The organism is Rhizobium sp. 62_C5_N11_2, assembly GCF_051811185.1.
Taxonomy (GTDB): domain Bacteria; phylum Pseudomonadota; class Alphaproteobacteria; order Rhizobiales; family Rhizobiaceae; genus Rhizobium; species Rhizobium leguminosarum.
Map to the genome: position 1 here is coordinate 1,971,606 of NZ_JBPWPW010000001.1, position 17,414 is coordinate 1,989,019.

Sequence of the window (17,414 nt, forward strand, 5' to 3'; positions counted from 1 at the left end):
ACCTCCCATGGCCATGCCATCGCAAGGACAACATCGACATGCGAGTTTTGTTCCTCAAGATAAGTGGAATGGGCGCGGGCACGCCGCGCCGTCCCAGATCATTCGCTTCAGACAGCCATATTCGACGCTGCCGACATCACTTCCCGAGGGGCGGGACCGCCGAACATATGGCGACCATCCTCCTCCACTTCCGTGAAACACCAGCGCACGATTCCATCCCGATCGAGCAGGAATTCGCCGACAAGTTGGCCGTGGCCGGTGGCGATCATCTGCTTGTCGTCCTCGGTGAATTCATAGCCGTCCGCCTTGTCGAGGTAGTCCACCGCCGCCATCAGGTCCATGGGCGCTGGAAGCTCGTCCGGCATGTCGATGCGCATCGACGTCACCGCACTCATGCTGATTTTGTGCGGCCAGTCATTCTCGTCTTCGGTAAACTGAAGGTTCGGCAGGCCGAAGGCCTTGTGCGATACCCGTTCCGGATCCGAGGCCGCCAGCAGATTGGGAAGCGGATGGTAGCGGAAATAGAGGCGAGCGCGGTCGATCGGCGTGTTGACAACGGTCAGGCTGTCGATGCCTTTCTCCTGCAAGGCATCGGTGAGTTCGGCCATGGCGGCAATCTGCCGGCGACAGAACGGGCAATGCAGTCCGCGGAACAAGCCGACGAGCACCGGTTTCTGGCCGCGAAAATCGTCGATGGCGACCTTGCCCTGGCGGGTGATTGCGTCCAGCACCACGTTCGGCGCGCGATCTCCCGGCTTTAGCGGTCTTCCGGCGTGGTTCTCATGCATGTTTCGTTCCTCCCTTTATATTGTTGAATCGATTTGCCTAATCGATCTCCGGCGATCACTGAAACGAGGGCAAGTCAGTCGAGAAACGGCAGGACGACGAGCGTGCCAGGATCGAGGTTGTGGCGGATGCACACATCCTGTGCCAGGGTGAAATACCGTTCCGCCTCGTCCATGTCGTCATGCTCAAGGCTGAGTGTCGCCAAGCCATCATAGCACGGAAAGAGCAGTTGAGGTTCATCAATTTCCTTCGCAACCTCAAGGGCTTCCTCGTAATACTTACGAGCTAGCTTCGGCTGCCCGTGGCATTGATGAATTTGGCCCAGCACGATCAGCGGTACGGAGAGATGGTCGCGCTGATCGAGTGCCCGGTCGATTTCGACGGCCTTTTCCGCAGCCGGTACACCCTCGGCAGCGCAGCGATCGGTGAAGGTGCAACAGGCAACTGCGAGGTTGGCGAGAAGCCGCGCCTGGAAGCCGAGATCGCCGATACGGGTCGCAAGCTCCAGTCCGCGCCGGCAGATCTTGATGGCGTTGGCCGGATCGACAATCGTGTAGAGAACGCCGAGATTGGAATAGGCACGACAGGCAGCACTTTGCAGATCGGCCTTTTCGGCGACCGAGAGGCTGCGCTCCACTTCCTGCACGGCCTCGCGGCGACGTCCGAGCCGCGCAAAGGCCGCACCCTTGGTGTTCAGCGCCTCCGCCATCGCTCGCGCCGTCTCCCGTCCGGCCTCGGTCGTCCCGTCGATCGGCAGCGTTTGCAGGGATTGCAGTGCCAGCGTCGCCCACTCGGCGGCAGCGGCCTGATCCCCCATGCGGAAGGCCAGATGGCCGCGCTCCTGCAGGACATGTGCACGTTCGACCGGCGCATCGATTGTTGCGATTATTGCTTCGGCTTCGGCCAAATGTGTCTCCGCTTGATCGCGGCGTCCTGCATCGAGATGCAAACGGCCGACCTTGCGCAATATCCGCGCTGCGGCGATAGGGTTGTTGTTGCGGTGGATCGCAAGCGCTCGCTGATAGTGGTTCAAGGCAGCGTCGCGGAGACCGGCGGGACCGCAGAGATCGGCAAGACGCTCCAGCAGCGCGAGTTGCTCTGGTGTAACCTCCACCTCGTTTGCCAGCGCGGCAAGGGCCTGACGATAGAGGCGCATCGCATCGTCATTGGCGTAGGTTTTGCGCGCCAGATCGCCCGCCGCCATCAGATAGCTGGCCCCCTTGGCCCTTTCTGTGGTCAGGCTGAAGTGATGGCCGAGCTGCGCCAGGTGTTCGGGCCGGTCGGGTGCTGCGCCATATTGACGTTCCAGAACCTGGCCGATCCGTCGATGAAGTTCCATGCGCCGTTGCAGCAGGAGATTGTGATAGATGACGTCGTGCATCAGCGTCTGGCTGAAGCGATAGCCCGGCGATTGCCCCGCATCGGGCCCGCGCAATTCTTCGATGATATTGGCATCGCAGAGATGATCCAATGCAGCATCGATGGCGGCCGGCTCTGTGGCGACGGTGCGGAGCAGGGCGGTATCGAACTTCGGGCCGACCACTGCCGCCTCTTGCGCCAGCCGTCTGATCTCCTGTGGCAGACGATCGACGCGGGCAAGCAACAGGGCTTGCAGGTTCACCGGGATATCGACATCCGTGTCTTCCGCTGCGACATGCCAGCGCTGGCCGTCATTGTGCAACGTGCCCATGTCGATCAACGCCCGAAGGATTTCTTCGATGAAAAGCGGATTGCCGCCGGCGCGGTCGAGGATGCGCTTGCGCATCGTGGCCGGCAACTTGCCATGATCCACGCCAAAAAACGCAGCAAGCAGCTTCTGCCCGTCGGCCACAAAGAGTGGGGCAAGACGCTGCACGGTGACGCTGACACGATTGGAGTCCAGAGGGTCGGTCTGCGATGTCGGCCGGTAGATCGCAAGTAGCATCAACCGGCTGCGCTCCAGCCGGTCCATCATGAAGCGAAGCACTTCCAGGGAGGTGGCGTCCGCCCAGTGCAGATCCTCGATGACAAGCAGCAGCGGACCTTGCGCCAGCCGCCGCTCGAAGACGGTGCGGACGGCATAGAAGATCTGCCGCCGCAACTGCTCCGGCTCGATGTACCGCAACGCGCCATCGGGATCGCCGAGGCCGAGGACATGTAGAAACAGCGGCAAAAGTCCCTCGACCTCATCCTGGGTCAGATCGAGCGCGCGGAACCCCGTTGCCAGCAATTGCCGCGCCCTGTCGAGATCATCCCGCTCGCCGATGCCGTAGGCGCTGCGCACCACCGCGCCGAGCGTGCCATAGGATTGTTCGCCGAGCGGAGAGCAGGTCGCTTTGCGGATGGCGAGGCCCTGGAAACGGGCAGCACTGCCGGCAATTGCGACGAATTCGTTGACCAGCCGCGACTTGCCGATGCCCGCTTCGCCGATCAGCCGGACAAGCTGCGCCGCGCCGCCGCAGGCAAGGTCGAGGCATGTCAGCAACCGCGACATTTCCGTATCCCGTCCGATCAGCGGTGCCTGAAGGCCGAGACTCTCGAGCCCGCGCGCCGTATGCGGCGCTTCCGACAGCCCGGTCAGCCGATGGACAAGGACGTTTCCGCTTTTGCCGCGCAACGCCTGCGCGCCGAGACTCTCGAAGGCAAAGGCGTGGCGGGTGAGGCGATAGGTCAGCGGCCCGACGAGGATATCGTTTTCGCCGGCCATGGACTGCAGGCGTTGGGCGGTGTTCACCGTGTCGCCGGTCACGGAATAGGATTTTGTACTGACCGCACCGAAGCCACCCGTGACGACAGGGCCGCTATTGATGCCGATATGCAGACGCAGCGGCACACCGGCGCGTGCATGCCAGCGCTCGCCGACCTGCGTCGCCCGACCGATCATATCAAGTGCGGCACCGAGCGCCCGGACGGGATCATCCTCATGAGCGACCGGCGCGCCGAACAGCGCCAGCAGCGCATCGCCGACGAATTTGTCGACGAAGCCGCCATAGGCTTCGACTGCCTGGGTCATCTCTTCGAACAATTCGTTCTGCAGCACCCGCATGACTTCAGGGTCGATCTGCTCGCTCAGCGTCGTGAAGCCGCAGAGATCGGCAAAGAGCACGGTCACCGGCCGCCGGTCGGCGTCACCCTCCGATTTCGACAGGACCGCCTCGATCTTCGGCTTCGATGCGGGCTGCGCTGTGCCTGGTATCGACGCACCACATCGGGGGCAGAAGGCAAAATCGGGCTGACAAGGATGGCCGCAGGCAGCACAGGAGAGTGGTTGCTTTGCGCCGCATCGCGGACAGAAAGCAAAACCGCTCTGAATATCGAACCCGCAGCCGCTGCACTCCATCGGACGCATCTCACGAAACCCCGATGTACGGCTATTTCAGCCGCAACCAGCAGGCCTCAGACAGGGGACAAGCATGGACCTGCTGCCCCAGGCCCGCAAGCACTAAACAAGCCGCGGATCTGGGGACAGCTTCGGCAGCTCGAGAACGGCGATCTTGGCGTCATGAGCGTTCACGAACGAATGGACTTACCGTGCGGCGGCTGCTGGATCGCACGGCTTGCTTTTGGGGTGTCGATCATCCGCCGTCACTGCGGATGGGCGTCGGCGAGCCTTGCAACCCGGCAGTCAAAGAGCACCGGCCGGTCCACGTTGATCATCTCCTCAATCCTGGCATCGAGTTCGCGAGGGCTCTCGCAACGAAGGCCGATGGCACCATAGGCTTCGGCGAGCTTGGTGAAATCGGGCAGCGAGGCCGAATAAGCGCGCGATCGACCATTGCCATCCGGCACTTGACCCCATTCTCGCGCCATGCCCGGATGCTCGTCGCTCAAGATGAAGATCTTGATCGGCGCTTGATGCTGTATCGCCGTCGACAGCTCTTTCATCGTCGTTTGCACCGACGCGTCGCCCGCAATGTCGATGACAAGGCGGCCGGGATTTGCGAGCTGCGCCCCCAGGGCGGCAGGAAGACCGAAGCCCATGGTCCCCAATCCCCCTGAGGTAATCCAGCGATTGGGTTTGTCGAACCCGAAGAACTGCGCCACCCACATCTGCTGACCGATCTCCGTGGCTATGATGGGGTCGTGTGGCTTTGTCAGCGCATGCAGACGCTCCAGGGCGTGTTGCGGCATGATTGTATGGTCCAGCCGCTCGTAGGAAAACGAATGGCGGGCTCGCCAATGGTCGATCTGTGTCCACCACGCCCGCAGCCGCTTCTGGTCGGGGACAGAGGAAAGTGACCGCCAGGCATGGAGCATATCCGCCAGCACGTGCGCGGCGTCGCCTTGAATGCCGATATCGACGGGAACGCGTTTGTTGATCGACGAGGCATCGATATCGATGTGGATTTTCTTCGAGTGAGGCGAAAACTCATGGATGCGCGAGGTCGCAAGGTCGTCAAAGCGCGCGCCGATGGCGATCATCAGGTCGCAATCGCCGATTGCCATATTGGCTTCGTGCGAGCCGCCCTGTCCGGCGACGCGTAGCCAGTTCGGCCCGGTGGCGGGGTAGGCTCCAAGTCCCATGAGCGTGGAGGTGACGGGAAAGCCAGTGAGGTCGGCGAGCTCACGCAGCAATCGCGACGCCGCCGGCCCCGAATTGATGACACCGCCGCCGGTATAGATGATGGGGCGCCGGGCTTCGGCCATCAATGCGACAGCCGCCCGGATCGCGTTTTGATCGCCTTGCATTGCGGGCTGGTAGCTGGGCAGAAGAGCTACCTTGTCAGGTGAGACGTAGGTGCCGCTGGCGAAGAGCACGTCCTTCGGCATGTCGACGAGAACAGGGCCGGCTCGACCGGCCGCCGCGATCCGGAACGCCAGATGGATCGTTTTGGCCAGATCGTCGATGTGTTGGACCAGGAAATTGTGCTTTGTGCAGAGGCGGGTGATGCCGACCGTATCGCATTCCTGAAAAGCGTCCGTGCCGATCAGACTTGTCGGCACCTGACCGGAGAGGCAGACGATCGGAATGGAATCCATAAGCGCATCCTGCAGCGCCGTGACCGAATTTGTGACCCCTGGTCCCGATGTCACCAGCATGACGCCGACCTTTCCCGTCGAGCGGGCATAGCCTTCGGCTGCGTGTCCGGCGCCTTGCTCATGGCGCACCAGGAAATGTTTGATGTCCTCCTGTTGGAAGATTTCGTCATAGATCGGCAGCACCGCTGCGCCGGGGTAACCGAAAATGTGTTCGACACCGTTGTCGCGCAGCGCTTGCAGAACGATCTCGCCGCCGTTCATGAGACGATCAGGGTTATTGAGGGAAGAGTTGGCTTTCTCGCCGGTCATATCTGGGTTCCGTCGTGAGTGAAGTGATAGGTGCGACGGGGCATAAAAAAGGCCCCGTCAGGGACCTGTTTTCGGCGCATGGGTGGCTATTGCCGGACGATCAGACCGTCCTGCCCATGCGCGATATCACCACTACGAGAACCATTGCGATTTTCATGGCCGATAGAGCTAGCTCCAAATCTACACGTCGTCAACGACGTCTCTGCGCAGATTTTATCTGTGGTTGAGAATTTTTGAGATCAGTGGTTCGGTCAGTGGCGACGCAAGGGCAGGGGGCGAACCGCTCGCAATCTATCGACCAAAGGCAAACTCTGCTCGTTCTATCGCCCGCGAAGCGATTTCGACCACTTCCTCCAACGTACGCCGGTCAGGCGTTCCGAGCCAGCCGGCGACGAATTGAAGATCAGGCAGTTTGGGGGAGATATCGAGGGCCACCAGTCTTCCGGCCGCGAGTTCGAGCGCGACGATGGCGGGCGGAATAACAGCAATGCCCAAACTGTCCAATGCCATGCGGATCAGCGTGGCGAGCGACGAACTCGCGTAGATTCTGGGCATCGGCAGGGCGGGATCGGAAAACAGTTCGGTTACCTGCACATAGGGCTGGGTGTTGCGCGCGAAGGTGAGGATGGGCCAACGCGCGATTTCCTCTAGCGAACCGTCCTTGAGATCGGCCTTGACCTTCGGACTGGCGACAAAACTCACCGGAAACCGGCACAATTGGCGTTGAATGACGGCAGGAGCGCTCAATGGCCCGACCAGAAACGCCAGATCGATTTTCTGCTGGATCAACCGCTCGCGCAGATTGGTCGAAATATCGACCTCGATCTCCAGCGCAAGCTTGGGGTAGGTGTTGCTCACCTGTTCGAGGAAGTTCGGAAGCCACGTGTGGACGATCGTCTCTGCCACACCCAGCTTGAATGTACCGCTGAGATGAGTTCGGTCGGCGACTGCGTGGAGCATTTCGGCCCGGAGCCGAAGCAGCCGGTCGGCATAGGTCAGCACCTGTCGTCCGGCGGGCGTGACCGACAAAGTCCGGCTAGACCGATCGAATAGCTGGGTCCCGAGTTCCTCCTCCAACTGCGCTACACGAACGGAAATGGCCGGCTGGGTCGTGTTCAGCTTTTCGGCGGCGGCTCGGAAGCTCTCAAGCTGCGCAATCCACAACACCGTTTCCAGCGCCTTGAAATCCACCATGCACAACTCCTCCGATAAATGGAATTTATCGATATTCATGAAAAATGACAATTTGAAATTATCACGTTTTTGCCGATGCTTGTATCCGAAGAAAACGAGGTGTCTCCATGAACATAGTATCGACCCGTCAGGAGCAGGCTTTCTCCAATCCACTCGCCATGCGGGCCGCCTCCAGGAATGGCAGCTGGACGAAGGAAACAAGCGGCACCGCCCCCGGCTACGTCCAAGCCAATCTCGCCATCCTGCCGAGCGCGCTGGCGGATGATTTCCTGCGCTTTTGCGTGCGCAACCCGAAGGCATGTCCGCTTGTCGGCATATCCGAAAAAGGTTCGCCGCGCATTCCGGACCTGGGCGTCGATCTCGACATCCGGACGGATGTGCCGAGATACCGCGTCTGGGAAGGTGGCGAACTGGCCGCCGAGCCGACCGACATCAGCGATCTCTGGAGCGACGACCTCGTGGTTTTCGCTATCGGCTGTTCGTTCTCGTTCGAAGAGGCGCTGATCGCAAATGGCATAGGGCTTCGCCACGTCGCCGAAGGGCACAATGTCGCCATGTACCGGACGAATATCGAATGTGTCCCGGCGGGACCGTTTTCCGGCCCGATGGTCGTCTCCATGCGGCCGCTCGCCCCAGCCGACGCCATCCGGGCGGTTCAGATCACCTCGAGAATGCCCGCAGTGCATGGCGCACCCATTCACATCGGCTTGCCCGCGTCCATCGGCATCGAGAACCTCGACCAACCGGACTACGGCGATCCGACCCGCATCATGCCCGACGAAATGCCGGTCTTCTGGGCATGTGGGGTGACGCCGCAAGCCGTCATTGAGGCCGCCCGCCCGAAATTCGCAATCACGCATGCGCCCGGCTGCATGTTGGTCACGGACAAGCCGAACGCGGCCCTCATCGCTTTCTAGGGCGCGATGCCGAAAAACATGAGCGGTTTTCGGATAACACCATGCTCCAACTATCTAATTTAGAACAGGATTGGACAATCACGCCCCGCCAATAAGAACTGGGAAAATCGCGGGGCCATGGCAAACTCAACAACGAAAAGGGGAATGACATGACAGACAATTACGCCGTCTCAACGCGTGCCGAGCCGCGAAGCTGGTATGGTGAACTGACGCAGCCGGGGAAACGCACATTCTGGGCGTGCTTTTCCGGATACGCGCTGGATGCGTTCGATGTCCAGATCTACAGCCTCGCAATACCGGCGATCATTGCCACGCTTGCAATTTCCAACACCGATGTCGGGATCATCGCCACGGTGACGCTTCTTGCCTCCGCACTCGGCGGCTGGTTTGCCGGCATTCTCGCCGACCGCTTCGGACGGGTACGCACCTTGCAGATCACGGTGATCTGGTTCGCCGTATTCACCTTCCTCAGCGGCTTTGCCCAAAATTTCGAACAGCTTCTCGTATGCCGTGCGCTGATGGGGCTTGGTTTTGGTGGCGAATGGTCGGCCGGCGCGGTACTGATGGCCGAGGTGATCGCAGCCAAGCACCGTGGGAAAGCGGTCGGCATGGTGCAGAGTGCCTGGTCTGTCGGCTGGGGTGCGGCCGTTTTGCTGTCCACCGTCCTGTTCAGCCTGATGCCGCAGGAAGAGGCCTGGCGCGGGCTCTTCTGGGCTGGGCTGGCACCGGCCATTCTCGCCATTATCGTGCGGCGGTTCATTCAGGAGCCCGAGGTCTACACCGCCTCGCAGAAGAAGCTGAAAGCCTCCGGCGAGGTCGTGCGCATCACCGAAATCTTCGCACCCTCGATGCTCGGCCGGACCATGCTGCTGTCGTTAATGACCACCGGTGCGCAAGGCGGCTATTATGCAATCGCCACCTGGCTGCCGAGCTTCCTCAAAACGGAAAGGCACTTGAGCATCATCGGTAGCGGCGGCTACCTCGCCGTCATCATCATCGGCTCGTTCTTCGGCTATGTCACCGGCGCCTATTTGTCCGACATCATCGGCCGCCGCAAGAAGTTCATGCTGTTTGCGATCGGTGCGATCGTCACTGTCGTGATCTATACCTACCTGCCGATCAACAACACGCTGATGCTATTTCTCGGCTTCCCCCTGGGCTTCTTCGCTTCCGGCATCTTCGCGGGAATGGGCGCCTTTCTGACCGAGAATTTCCCGACCCGCACGCGTGCGGCAGGGCAGGGCTTCACCTATAATTTCGGCCGCGGCGTCGCCGCCCTCAACCCGACGCTGGTGGGCATCGCGACGGCTACCATGCCGCTCGGCAAGGCAATCGCCATATTCGCCGTCGTCGCCTACCTGCTGGTCATCGTCGCCGCTTTCATCCTGCCCGAGACCAAGGGCAAGGAACTGGCAGCCGACTGACGCCTTGCCGGATTGCGGCAGGCGCTGCAATCCGCCTCTTTCCCAAATCGATGAAACAAGGACCGTGCTTTCCGCGCGGATGGTCAAGTCATGAGTGAATCACACTGGGATTTCTGGATCGATCGCGGCGGCACGTTCACCGATGTCATCGGACGCGACACCGAAGGCCGCCTGCATGCCCGCAAAATGCTGTCCGAAAATCCCAGCGCCTACCGGGATGCGGCCGTCGCCGGCATAAGGGCGTTGATGGGCCTTGATGCGAGTGAACCGATACCGGCCGGCGCCATCGGCGAGGTGCGCATGGGAACCACCGTTGCGACCAATGCCCTCCTGGAGCGCAAGGGCGAGCCAACTGCCCTCATCACAACGCGCGGCTTCCGCGACGCGTTGGAGATCGGCTACCAGGCCCGGCCCGATATTTTCGCCAAGCACGTCGTCAAACCGGAACTGCTCTACGGTATCGTCGCCGAGATCGACGAGCGCGTTCTGGCCGATGGCGAAGTCGAGAAGGAATTGAACGAAGCGGAGGTCCGCAAGGCCGTCGAAAAGATCGCCGCACGTGGCTTCAAATCCATTGCCATCGTGCTGATGCATGCTTACCGCTATCCAAGCCATGAGCAGGCGATCGCTGCCATCGCCCGCCAGATGGGCTTTCCGCAGGTTTCCGTCAGCCACGAAGTTTCGCCGCTGGTGAAGTTCGTCGGTCGCGGCGACACGACGGTCGTCGATGCCTATCTTTCGCCGATCCTGCGCCGCTATGTGGCGCAGGTAACGGAAGAACTCGATATCGAACGGACCGGGGCCCGGTTGACCTTCATGACCTCGTCGGGCGGATTGACTGCCGCCAGCCTGTTCCAGGGCAAGGACGCCATTTTATCCGGACCTGCGGGCGGTGTGGTCGCCCTTGCGCAGACCGGCGCGGAAGCCGGTTTTGCAAAAGTGATCGGCTTCGACATGGGCGGCACCTCCACGGATGTCGCCCATTTCGACGGAGAATATGAACGGACATTCGAAACCCAGGTCGCCGGCGTTCGCATGCGCGCACCGATGATGCAGATCCACACAGTCGCAGCCGGCGGCGGATCGCTCCTGCGCTATGACGGCGCGCGTTTCCGCGTCGGCCCGGAATCTGCCGGCGCCCATCCAGGCCCCAAGGGTTACCGCAGGGATGGGCCACTTGCCGTCACCGATGCTAATATCATGGTCGGCAAGCTGATACCCGACATGTTTCCGGCGATCTTCGGTGAAAGCCAGGATCAGCCTCTCGACTATGCTGCGGTCAAGACCGCCTTCGACGCACTCGCCGAGGAGATCGGCGATGGGCGCAGCGGCGAGGAGGTGGCCGACGGCTTCCTGAAGATTGCCGTCGCCAATATGGCGGAAGCCGTGAAGAAGATCTCGATCGCACGGGGATACGATGTCAGCACCTATGCCTTGAACGCCTTCGGCGGGGCGAGCGGCCAGCATGCGTGCCTGGTGGCGGATGCACTCGGGATGACGAAAGTCCTGGTCCATCCATTCTCAGGCCTGCTGTCCGCTTATGGCATGGGGCTTGCTGACATCCACGCCATGCGCCAGGCCTCGCTCGATCTGCCTCTTCATACCGAGAGCATCCCGGCAATCGTCACGGCAGCGCAGCCCTTGTCAGAAGAGGCGTTCCGCGAGGTCCGCGAACAGGGCATCGATGCCTCCGAGATCACTGTTCATCTGCGGCTGCATATCCGTTATGCCGGTGCCGACACCGCATTGGAAACCACCGCTGCCCGGATCACCGCGACAGAAGCCGGCATCGCGCCAAGCCATTTTGACGTCGATGCGCTGAAACAGAGCTTCGAAGTCGCGCACAAGTCCCGCTTCGGTTTTGTCGATCATGACAAACCGATGATCGTCGAGACGCTCGCCATCGAGGCGGTCGGGGGAGGCCGGAGCGTGGCACCGGAGGCAAACGCAGTCACCAGCAATGTCCGTCTCGATCCCGCCACCCGCACGCGCTTCTTTTCTGAGGGGCGGTGGCACGCGGCGCCGGTCTATCGCCGCGAGCAACTTTCCTCCGGAAATGTCGTCGAAGGTCCTGCCCTGCTGATCGAGCCTAACCAGACCATCGTGATCGAAGACGGCTGGACAGGCACGCTGACAGCCAAGGATCATATTGTCCTCGAACGCAAAATCGCCAGATCGCGGTCACTGGCGCTCGGCACGGCGGCTGATCCGGTCATGCTCGAAATATTCAACAACCTCTTCATGTCGATCGCCGAGCAGATGGGCTTCACGCTGCAAAACACGGCATCGTCCGTCAACATCAAGGAGCGGCTCGATTTCTCCTGCGCGATCTTCGATCGTCATGGCGCGCTCGTCGCCAATGCCCCGCATGTCCCGGTGCATCTGGGATCGATGGATCGCTCGGTGGAGGCGATCATCACCGGCAATCCGGTCATCCATGCCGGCGATGTCTTCGCCATCAACGCACCCTATAACGGTGGCACACATTTGCCTGACATAACGGTCTGCACCCCGATTTTCGACGCCGAGGGCAATGAAATCTTGTTTTGGGTGGCATCCCGCGGCCATCATGCCGACATTGGCGGCATCGCGCCGGGATCGATGACGCCGAACGCCCGCACCATCGATGAAGAGGGCGTCTATATCGACAATTTCAAGCTCCTGGACCGGGGCCGTTTTCGGGAGGCTGAACTTGCCGAACTGCTGACGGGAGCACTCCACCCGGTGCGCAATCTCGGCCAGAACATCGGGGATATCAAGGCGCAGATCGCCGCCAACCGGAAGGGCGCCGACGAACTCGGAAAGATGGTCGATCAGTTCGGCCTCGACGTCGTCGAAGCCTATATGGCCCATGTGCAGGACAATGCGGCAGAAAGTGTCCGCCGCTTGATCGCTCGCCTTGGCGATGCCGAATTCACCTATCCGATGGATCAGGGATGCGAGATTAAAGTCCGCATCAGCATCGACCGCACGAAATGCGAAGCGACGGTCGACTTTACCGGCACATCGCAACAGCAGCCGGACAATTTCAATGCCCCGGAACCGATCACCCGCGCGGCGGTCCTCTATGTCTTCCGTGTCCTGGTGGAAGACCATATCCCGATGAATGCCGGCTGCCTGCGGCCGATCAAAATCATCGTCCCGGAAGGGTCGATGCTTGCACCCCGCCGTCCGGCAGCGGTCGTGGCCGGAAACGTCGAGGTGAGCCAGGCCGTCACCAATTGTCTCTTTGGGGCGCTCGGCAAGCTGTCGTCGTCGCAAGGGACGATGAACAATCTGACCTTCGGAAATGAGACGCACCAATATTACGAAACGCTATGTTCGGGCGCTCCGGCAGGCGAGGGGTTTTCAGGCGTTGCCGGCGTTCAGTCCCATATGACGAATTCGCGCCTGACGGATCCGGAAATCCTCGAACTGCGCTTTCCCGTCGTGCTCGAGGATTTTCACATACGCGAAGGTTCAGGGGGCAAAGGACACTGGAACGGCGGCGACGGCACCAGCCGCACGATCCGTTTCCGGCGCTCGATGGATTGCGCGATCCTCTCCGGGCACCGCACCGTCAGGCCGTTCGGCCTCGCCGGCGGCGAAGCGGGCGAAACCGGCAGAAACCTCGTGCGCCGGCTCGACCAGAAAATCGAGGTGCTGCCAGGCTGTGCGCAGACGCGGCTTGATGAAGGCGAGGCGATTACCATCGTCACCCCGACCGGCGGCGGCTATGGGGCTCCTGCCACCGGATGAGTGGCCGGCGCGAACCCAAGTTCTATGGCGAGGTATGGGCGCCATCGAGGATTTGCCGCGCCTCGGCCCGCGGCGCGGCTACGGAGTGACGATTAACCAGCGAGCATTCGAGCTTCGCAATCGGATAGCGCTTGCCGGGCGTACTTTCCGGGTTGAGATGTTCGATCGCCCATTGCCCCATGGCAAGATGTGGAAGGACCGAAGTCGTCAGCGGGGGTACGAGATGTCGTGAAATTTCTTCGTCGTCATAACCCACCACCGACATGTCCTGGGGAATGCGAAGCCCTGCATCCTTGAGCGCTTCGTAGCACCCGATGGCGGTGCGGTCGTTCTGGCAGAAGATCGCGGTGGGCGGCTCTTTCAAAGCAAGCAGTTTCATCGTGGAGGCATAGCCGGCACTGGCCGACCAGTCGCCTTCAATGACCAATTCCGGATCGAAGGGTATATCGGCGGTCGCCAGCGCGCGGCGATATCCCGTCAGCCGGTCCTGCGCAGCCTGCATCCAGATTTCGCCGGTGATCGTCGCGATACGATGGTGTCCATGCATGATCAGATGTCGCGTGGAGCTCTGCCCTCCCGCGATCTCGCTCGGCACCACGGCGGGAAAAGCATGGTCCGCCGTATAACAGTTCAGCAGGACCGTCGGGATGTTAAGCTTGCGGACATAGGAAGGAAGCTCCACCTGGCGGGTATAGATTGTCATATATATGAGCGCCGATATGCCTCCGCTCGTCAACGCCTCGATTGCTTTCGGCTCCATGACGGGATCACTGAGCGTCTGGGTTACCAAAAGGACATTGCCGGCGTTCCAGGAGGCTTGCCGCGCGCCTTCGATCGCCACGATCGCTTCCGGGCTGGTGGCGAGCTGATCGACGGCGAAACCGATGACGTTGTCCAGTCCCGAATAGGAGGCCTTCGTCGTATAGGTCTTCTCCATGTAGCCGAGCGCGCGCGCCGCCTCCCATACGCGGTCGCGCGTCTGCTGTGAGATACGGGTGCCGGGCGTGTCGTTGAGGACGAAGGAGACGGCCGCCTGCGAGCAGCCAGCCGCCGCGGCGATGTCCATCATCGTCACGCGCGCAGGCTTATTTTGGGTCTTGGGTTTTCGCATTCGTGGAAACTGTCTCTCTCGGGATAATAGGGTCGGGTGGATTGATCGTCGTTTCGGCTAATTAATATTAGCATCTATCTGAAAGCGCTGGCAATTGCATGAATTGTTGCAACACTATCAGTTATTGGCCATTGCCAGTACAAAATAGCCATCCTGGCCACTGCGTGATGAAATGTTTTGATCTGCATTGATAATACTATTTACTAATTAAATTTCTTGTATACCGTCAGGGAGCGATCGGAACCTATGCCACTCGTCGCTTGGCGACGGCCCTAGGAGGGGGCGCGCATCCGGCCGGCCGTAAATCGGAAACGGGCCCGTGCAAACCGCGGCCCCTCGGGAGGTGTATTATGAAACAGCTGAAACGCAACGCAGCCTTGTTCTTCGCCGGGTTGATGCTGAGCGCGGCGCCGATTGCCGTATCGCATGCTGCCGACAAACCGACACTTGCATTCGTCGTCAACGGCGCATCCGACTTCTGGAAAGCCGCAGAAGCGGGCGTGAAGAAGGCGCAGGGCGAGATGCCTGACTACCAGATGGAGCTGAAGTACCCTGAACAGGCATCTGTCGCCGTTCAGCAACGGCTTATGGAAGACTTGGTCAGTGCCGGCGTCAAGGGGGTCATGGTCTCTGCGGTCGATCCCAAGACCCAGACGGACGGCTTGAACAAGATCGGCTCGCAGACTGCTCTCTTCACGACCGATAGTGACGCGCCGCAGACCAACCGCGTCGCCTATATCGGTTCGTCCAATATCGACGCCGGATTGCAGGCCGCCGAAATCGCCAAGAAGGCGATGCCGGACGGCGGCAAGTGCATCGGCTTCGTCGGCCTGCTCGGCGCCGACAATGCCAAAGAACGCATCCAGGGCATGAAGGACGGCTTGAAGGGCACGAAGATCGAGCTGACAGATGTACGCGGAGACGATATCGACCAGACGCGCGCAAAGAAGAACGTCGAGGACGCGCTGGTGGCCAGCCCCGACGTCACCTGCATGGTCGGCTTCTACTCCTACAATACGCCGCGCATCTATGAGGCGCTGCGCGACGCCGGCAAACTCGGCCAGATCACCGTCGTCGGCTTCGATGACGATCCGATCACGCTCGGCGGTGTCAAGGAAGGCACGATCGCAGCGACCGTCGTGCAGCAGCCATTCGAGTGGGCCTATCAGGGCATGAAGCTGATGGCGGCCTACCTCAAGGGCGACAAATCAGGCGTTCCCAGCAACGGCTTGATCATCATCCCGACGGTGATCATCGGCAAGGATGACGTCGACAAATATGCCGCCAGCCTGAAGGCTATGTCTGGAAAATAATCCTCCTTCGCGGCGGTGGCACTTGCCGCTGCCGCGAAAGACGTCTCATGCCGACACAGCCATTGGCAGCCATGGACAGGCGATGAACCACAGCTCCGACATCCCGTCACCGGACGCGCTTGCAACGCCATTCCTGTCGCTTTCCGGCGTTGGCAAGACCTATCCAGGCGTCGTTGCGCTTGAGGGCCTGTCGATCGACATCATGCCGGGAGAGGTCATCGGCCTCGTCGGCGAGAACGGGGCTGGAAAATCGACGCTGATGAAGATTCTCGGCGGCGTGATCGCCCCCGACCGAGGCACGATCCTGCTCGACGGCGTGGAGCTTCGTTTCCTTACTGTGGAATCGAGCATCGCATCCGGCATCGCCTTTGTGCACCAGGAACTCAATCTCTTTGAGAATCTCGACGTTGCCGCCAATATCTTCCTGGGCCGCGAACCGCTGAAGGCCGGACCTTTCAGGCTCGTCGATCGCGATCGGCTGCGAGACATGGTGAAGCCGCTCTTGAAGCGGGTAGGGGCTCATTTTTCCGCCGACACACCCGTGGCAGCGCTTTCGCTTGCCGAGCAGCAGATGGTGGAAATCGCCAAGGCGCTGTCGATCAACGCCAGGCTCGTCATCTTCGATGAACCCACGTCCAGCCTGCCGCTGGCCGAAACCGAGCGGCTCCTGAGCATTATCAAATCGCTGAAAGCGGACGGCATCAGTGTAATTTTCATTTCGCATCGCCTCCACGAGGTTGAACGCGTCGCAGACCGCGTCGTAGTCCTGCGCGACGGCACGCTCGTCGGCACGCTCGCCAAGAAAGACATCGGCCACGACCAGATGGTCAAGCTGATGATCGGCCGGGTGCTTGCGGCCCGGACCGCAAAACCGCAGCGCTCGCCCGGCTCAGTTGCGCTGAAGGCAAGCGGCGTGCGCACCGAGGCCTATCCCGGGCGTCCCGTTGATCTGGAAATCCGCTATGGAGAAATCATGGGGCTTGCAGGGCTCGTTGGGTCGGGCCGCACCGAGCTTGCAAAAGTACTCTTCGGCATCGACCGGAGCTACGGCGGAGCCATTCTTCAGGACGGGCGGCAAATTGCGATCGGGTCTGCCCGGGACGCCGTCGCTCGCGGCATTTTCCTGGTGCCGGAGGATCGCAAGCGCAACGGCATTCTTCTTGATTTCCCGATCGCCCAGAACATAACCCTTGCCGATCTCCCCAAGCTCTCCAGCCGCTTCATGCTCTCCGCTGAGCAGGAGAGGGCGGCGGCCGAAAAGCAGCGCGTTCGCCTGGGTATCAAGGCACCCTCCGTGTCGACGCGAACCGGCACTCTGTCCGGTGGCAACCAGCAGAAGGTGGTGCTTGCCAAATGGTTGTCGATGAGCCCGAGGGTGATGATCTTCGACGAGCCGACGCGCGGCATCGATATCGGCGCGAAGAACGAGATCTACGGCCTGATGCGAGCGCTTGCCGATGCCGGAGTGGCGATCCTGATGATCTCCAGCGACATGGAAGAGGTGATCGGCGTTTCTGACCGCATCGCCGTCATGCACGAGGGCCAGATCGCCGGCATATTGGAAGAGGACGAAATCAGCCAGGAAAGCGTCCTTTTGCTTGCTGTCGGCAAACGGGTAAAATAGCGGCTGCGGCCAATATAAATAAGTATCGGGGATGGATCT

The 17,414-nt window shown here is 60.9% G+C and carries 10 protein-coding genes; 5 read left to right on the plus strand and 5 right to left on the minus strand.

Annotation, left to right across the window (positions count from 1 at the left end; genetic code table 11):
• Positions 1-107 precede the first annotated feature (107 nt).
• The 4 genes from AB8B31_RS10025 to AB8B31_RS10040 all read right to left on the minus strand — a co-directional run bounded on the left by AB8B31_RS10025 (position 108) and on the right by AB8B31_RS10040 (position 7,248).
• The gene (locus AB8B31_RS10025) at positions 108-788 is read right to left on the minus strand and encodes a peroxiredoxin-like family protein (RefSeq protein WP_047621852.1); all 681 of its coding nucleotides are present in this window, start codon (positions 786-788) and stop codon (positions 108-110) included.
• A 74-nt stretch (positions 789-862) separates the two neighbouring features.
• Positions 863-4,105, minus strand: coding sequence for an adenylate/guanylate cyclase domain-containing protein (locus AB8B31_RS10030; RefSeq protein ID WP_131703158.1), 3,243 nt, complete (start codon positions 4,103-4,105; stop codon positions 863-865).
• Positions 4,106-4,350: 245 nt separating this feature from the next.
• Entirely contained in the window at positions 4,351-6,054 is a 1,704-nt protein-coding gene (gene ilvB / locus AB8B31_RS10035) for a biosynthetic-type acetolactate synthase large subunit (protein WP_131703159.1), read from the minus strand.
• Positions 6,055-6,345: 291 nt separating this feature from the next.
• Entirely contained in the window at positions 6,346-7,248 is a 903-nt protein-coding gene (locus tag AB8B31_RS10040; RefSeq protein ID WP_018445327.1) for a LysR family transcriptional regulator, read from the minus strand.
• 107 nt (positions 7,249-7,355) lie between these two features.
• On the opposite strand from AB8B31_RS10040, the gene AB8B31_RS10045 reads away from it, so the two are divergent.
• The 3 genes from AB8B31_RS10045 (at position 7,356) to AB8B31_RS10055 (ending at position 13,327) form a co-directional block, all read left to right on the plus strand.
• On the plus strand, positions 7,356-8,165 hold the full coding sequence (locus AB8B31_RS10045) for a putative hydro-lyase (RefSeq protein WP_018445326.1): 810 nt from the start codon (positions 7,356-7,358) through the stop codon (positions 8,163-8,165).
• Positions 8,166-8,314: 149 nt separating this feature from the next.
• Entirely contained in the window at positions 8,315-9,589 is a 1,275-nt protein-coding gene (locus AB8B31_RS10050; protein ID WP_018445325.1) for an MFS transporter, read from the plus strand.
• A 90-nt stretch (positions 9,590-9,679) separates the two neighbouring features.
• On the plus strand, positions 9,680-13,327 hold the full coding sequence (locus AB8B31_RS10055) for a hydantoinase B/oxoprolinase family protein (protein ID WP_018445324.1): 3,648 nt from the start codon (positions 9,680-9,682) through the stop codon (positions 13,325-13,327).
• Positions 13,328-13,349: 22 nt separating this feature from the next.
• Here the strand turns inward: AB8B31_RS10055 and AB8B31_RS10060 are convergent, their stop codons facing one another.
• Positions 13,350-14,438 carry a LacI family DNA-binding transcriptional regulator gene (locus tag AB8B31_RS10060; protein ID WP_047621862.1) on the minus strand — a complete coding sequence of 363 codons (1,089 nt, stop codon included), beginning with the start codon at positions 14,436-14,438 and terminating at the stop codon, positions 13,350-13,352.
• A 350-nt stretch (positions 14,439-14,788) separates the two neighbouring features.
• Here AB8B31_RS10060 and AB8B31_RS10065 point away from each other — a divergent pair, with 350 nt between their 5' ends.
• Both AB8B31_RS10065 and AB8B31_RS10070 read left to right on the plus strand, forming a co-directional pair.
• Positions 14,789-15,751 (plus strand): sugar-binding protein, encoded by a 963-nt coding sequence (locus AB8B31_RS10065; protein WP_018242042.1) that lies wholly within the window; start codon positions 14,789-14,791, stop codon positions 15,749-15,751.
• Between the two features lie 82 nt (positions 15,752-15,833).
• The gene (locus AB8B31_RS10070; RefSeq protein ID WP_047621894.1) at positions 15,834-17,375 is read left to right on the plus strand and encodes a sugar ABC transporter ATP-binding protein; all 1,542 of its coding nucleotides are present in this window, start codon (positions 15,834-15,836) and stop codon (positions 17,373-17,375) included.
• Positions 17,376-17,414: the final 39 nt, after the last annotated feature.

What these genes read in the sequence shown, in the direction of transcription:
- AB8B31_RS10040 (WP_018445327.1), bottom strand. Translation starts at nt 7,248, where the DNA reads ATGGTGGATTTCAAGGCGCTGGAAACGGTGTTGTGGATTGCGCAGCTT.
- AB8B31_RS10060 (WP_047621862.1), bottom strand. Translation starts at nt 14,438, where the DNA reads ATGCGAAAACCCAAGACCCAAAATAAGCCTGCGCGCGTGACGATGATG.
- ilvB (WP_131703159.1), bottom strand. Translation starts at nt 6,054, where the DNA reads ATGACCGGCGAGAAAGCCAACTCTTCCCTCAATAACCCTGATCGTCTC.
- AB8B31_RS10030 (WP_131703158.1), bottom strand. Translation starts at nt 4,105, where the DNA reads ATGGAGTGCAGCGGCTGCGGGTTCGATATTCAGAGCGGTTTTGCTTTC.
- AB8B31_RS10065 (WP_018242042.1), top strand. Translation starts at nt 14,789, where the DNA reads ATGAAACAGCTGAAACGCAACGCAGCCTTGTTCTTCGCCGGGTTGATG.
- AB8B31_RS10070 (WP_047621894.1), top strand. Translation starts at nt 15,834, where the DNA reads ATGAACCACAGCTCCGACATCCCGTCACCGGACGCGCTTGCAACGCCA.
- AB8B31_RS10025 (WP_047621852.1), bottom strand. Translation starts at nt 788, where the DNA reads ATGCATGAGAACCACGCCGGAAGACCGCTAAAGCCGGGAGATCGCGCG.
- AB8B31_RS10050 (WP_018445325.1), top strand. Translation starts at nt 8,315, where the DNA reads ATGACAGACAATTACGCCGTCTCAACGCGTGCCGAGCCGCGAAGCTGG.
- AB8B31_RS10045 (WP_018445326.1), top strand. Translation starts at nt 7,356, where the DNA reads ATGAACATAGTATCGACCCGTCAGGAGCAGGCTTTCTCCAATCCACTC.
- AB8B31_RS10055 (WP_018445324.1), top strand. Translation starts at nt 9,680, where the DNA reads ATGAGTGAATCACACTGGGATTTCTGGATCGATCGCGGCGGCACGTTC.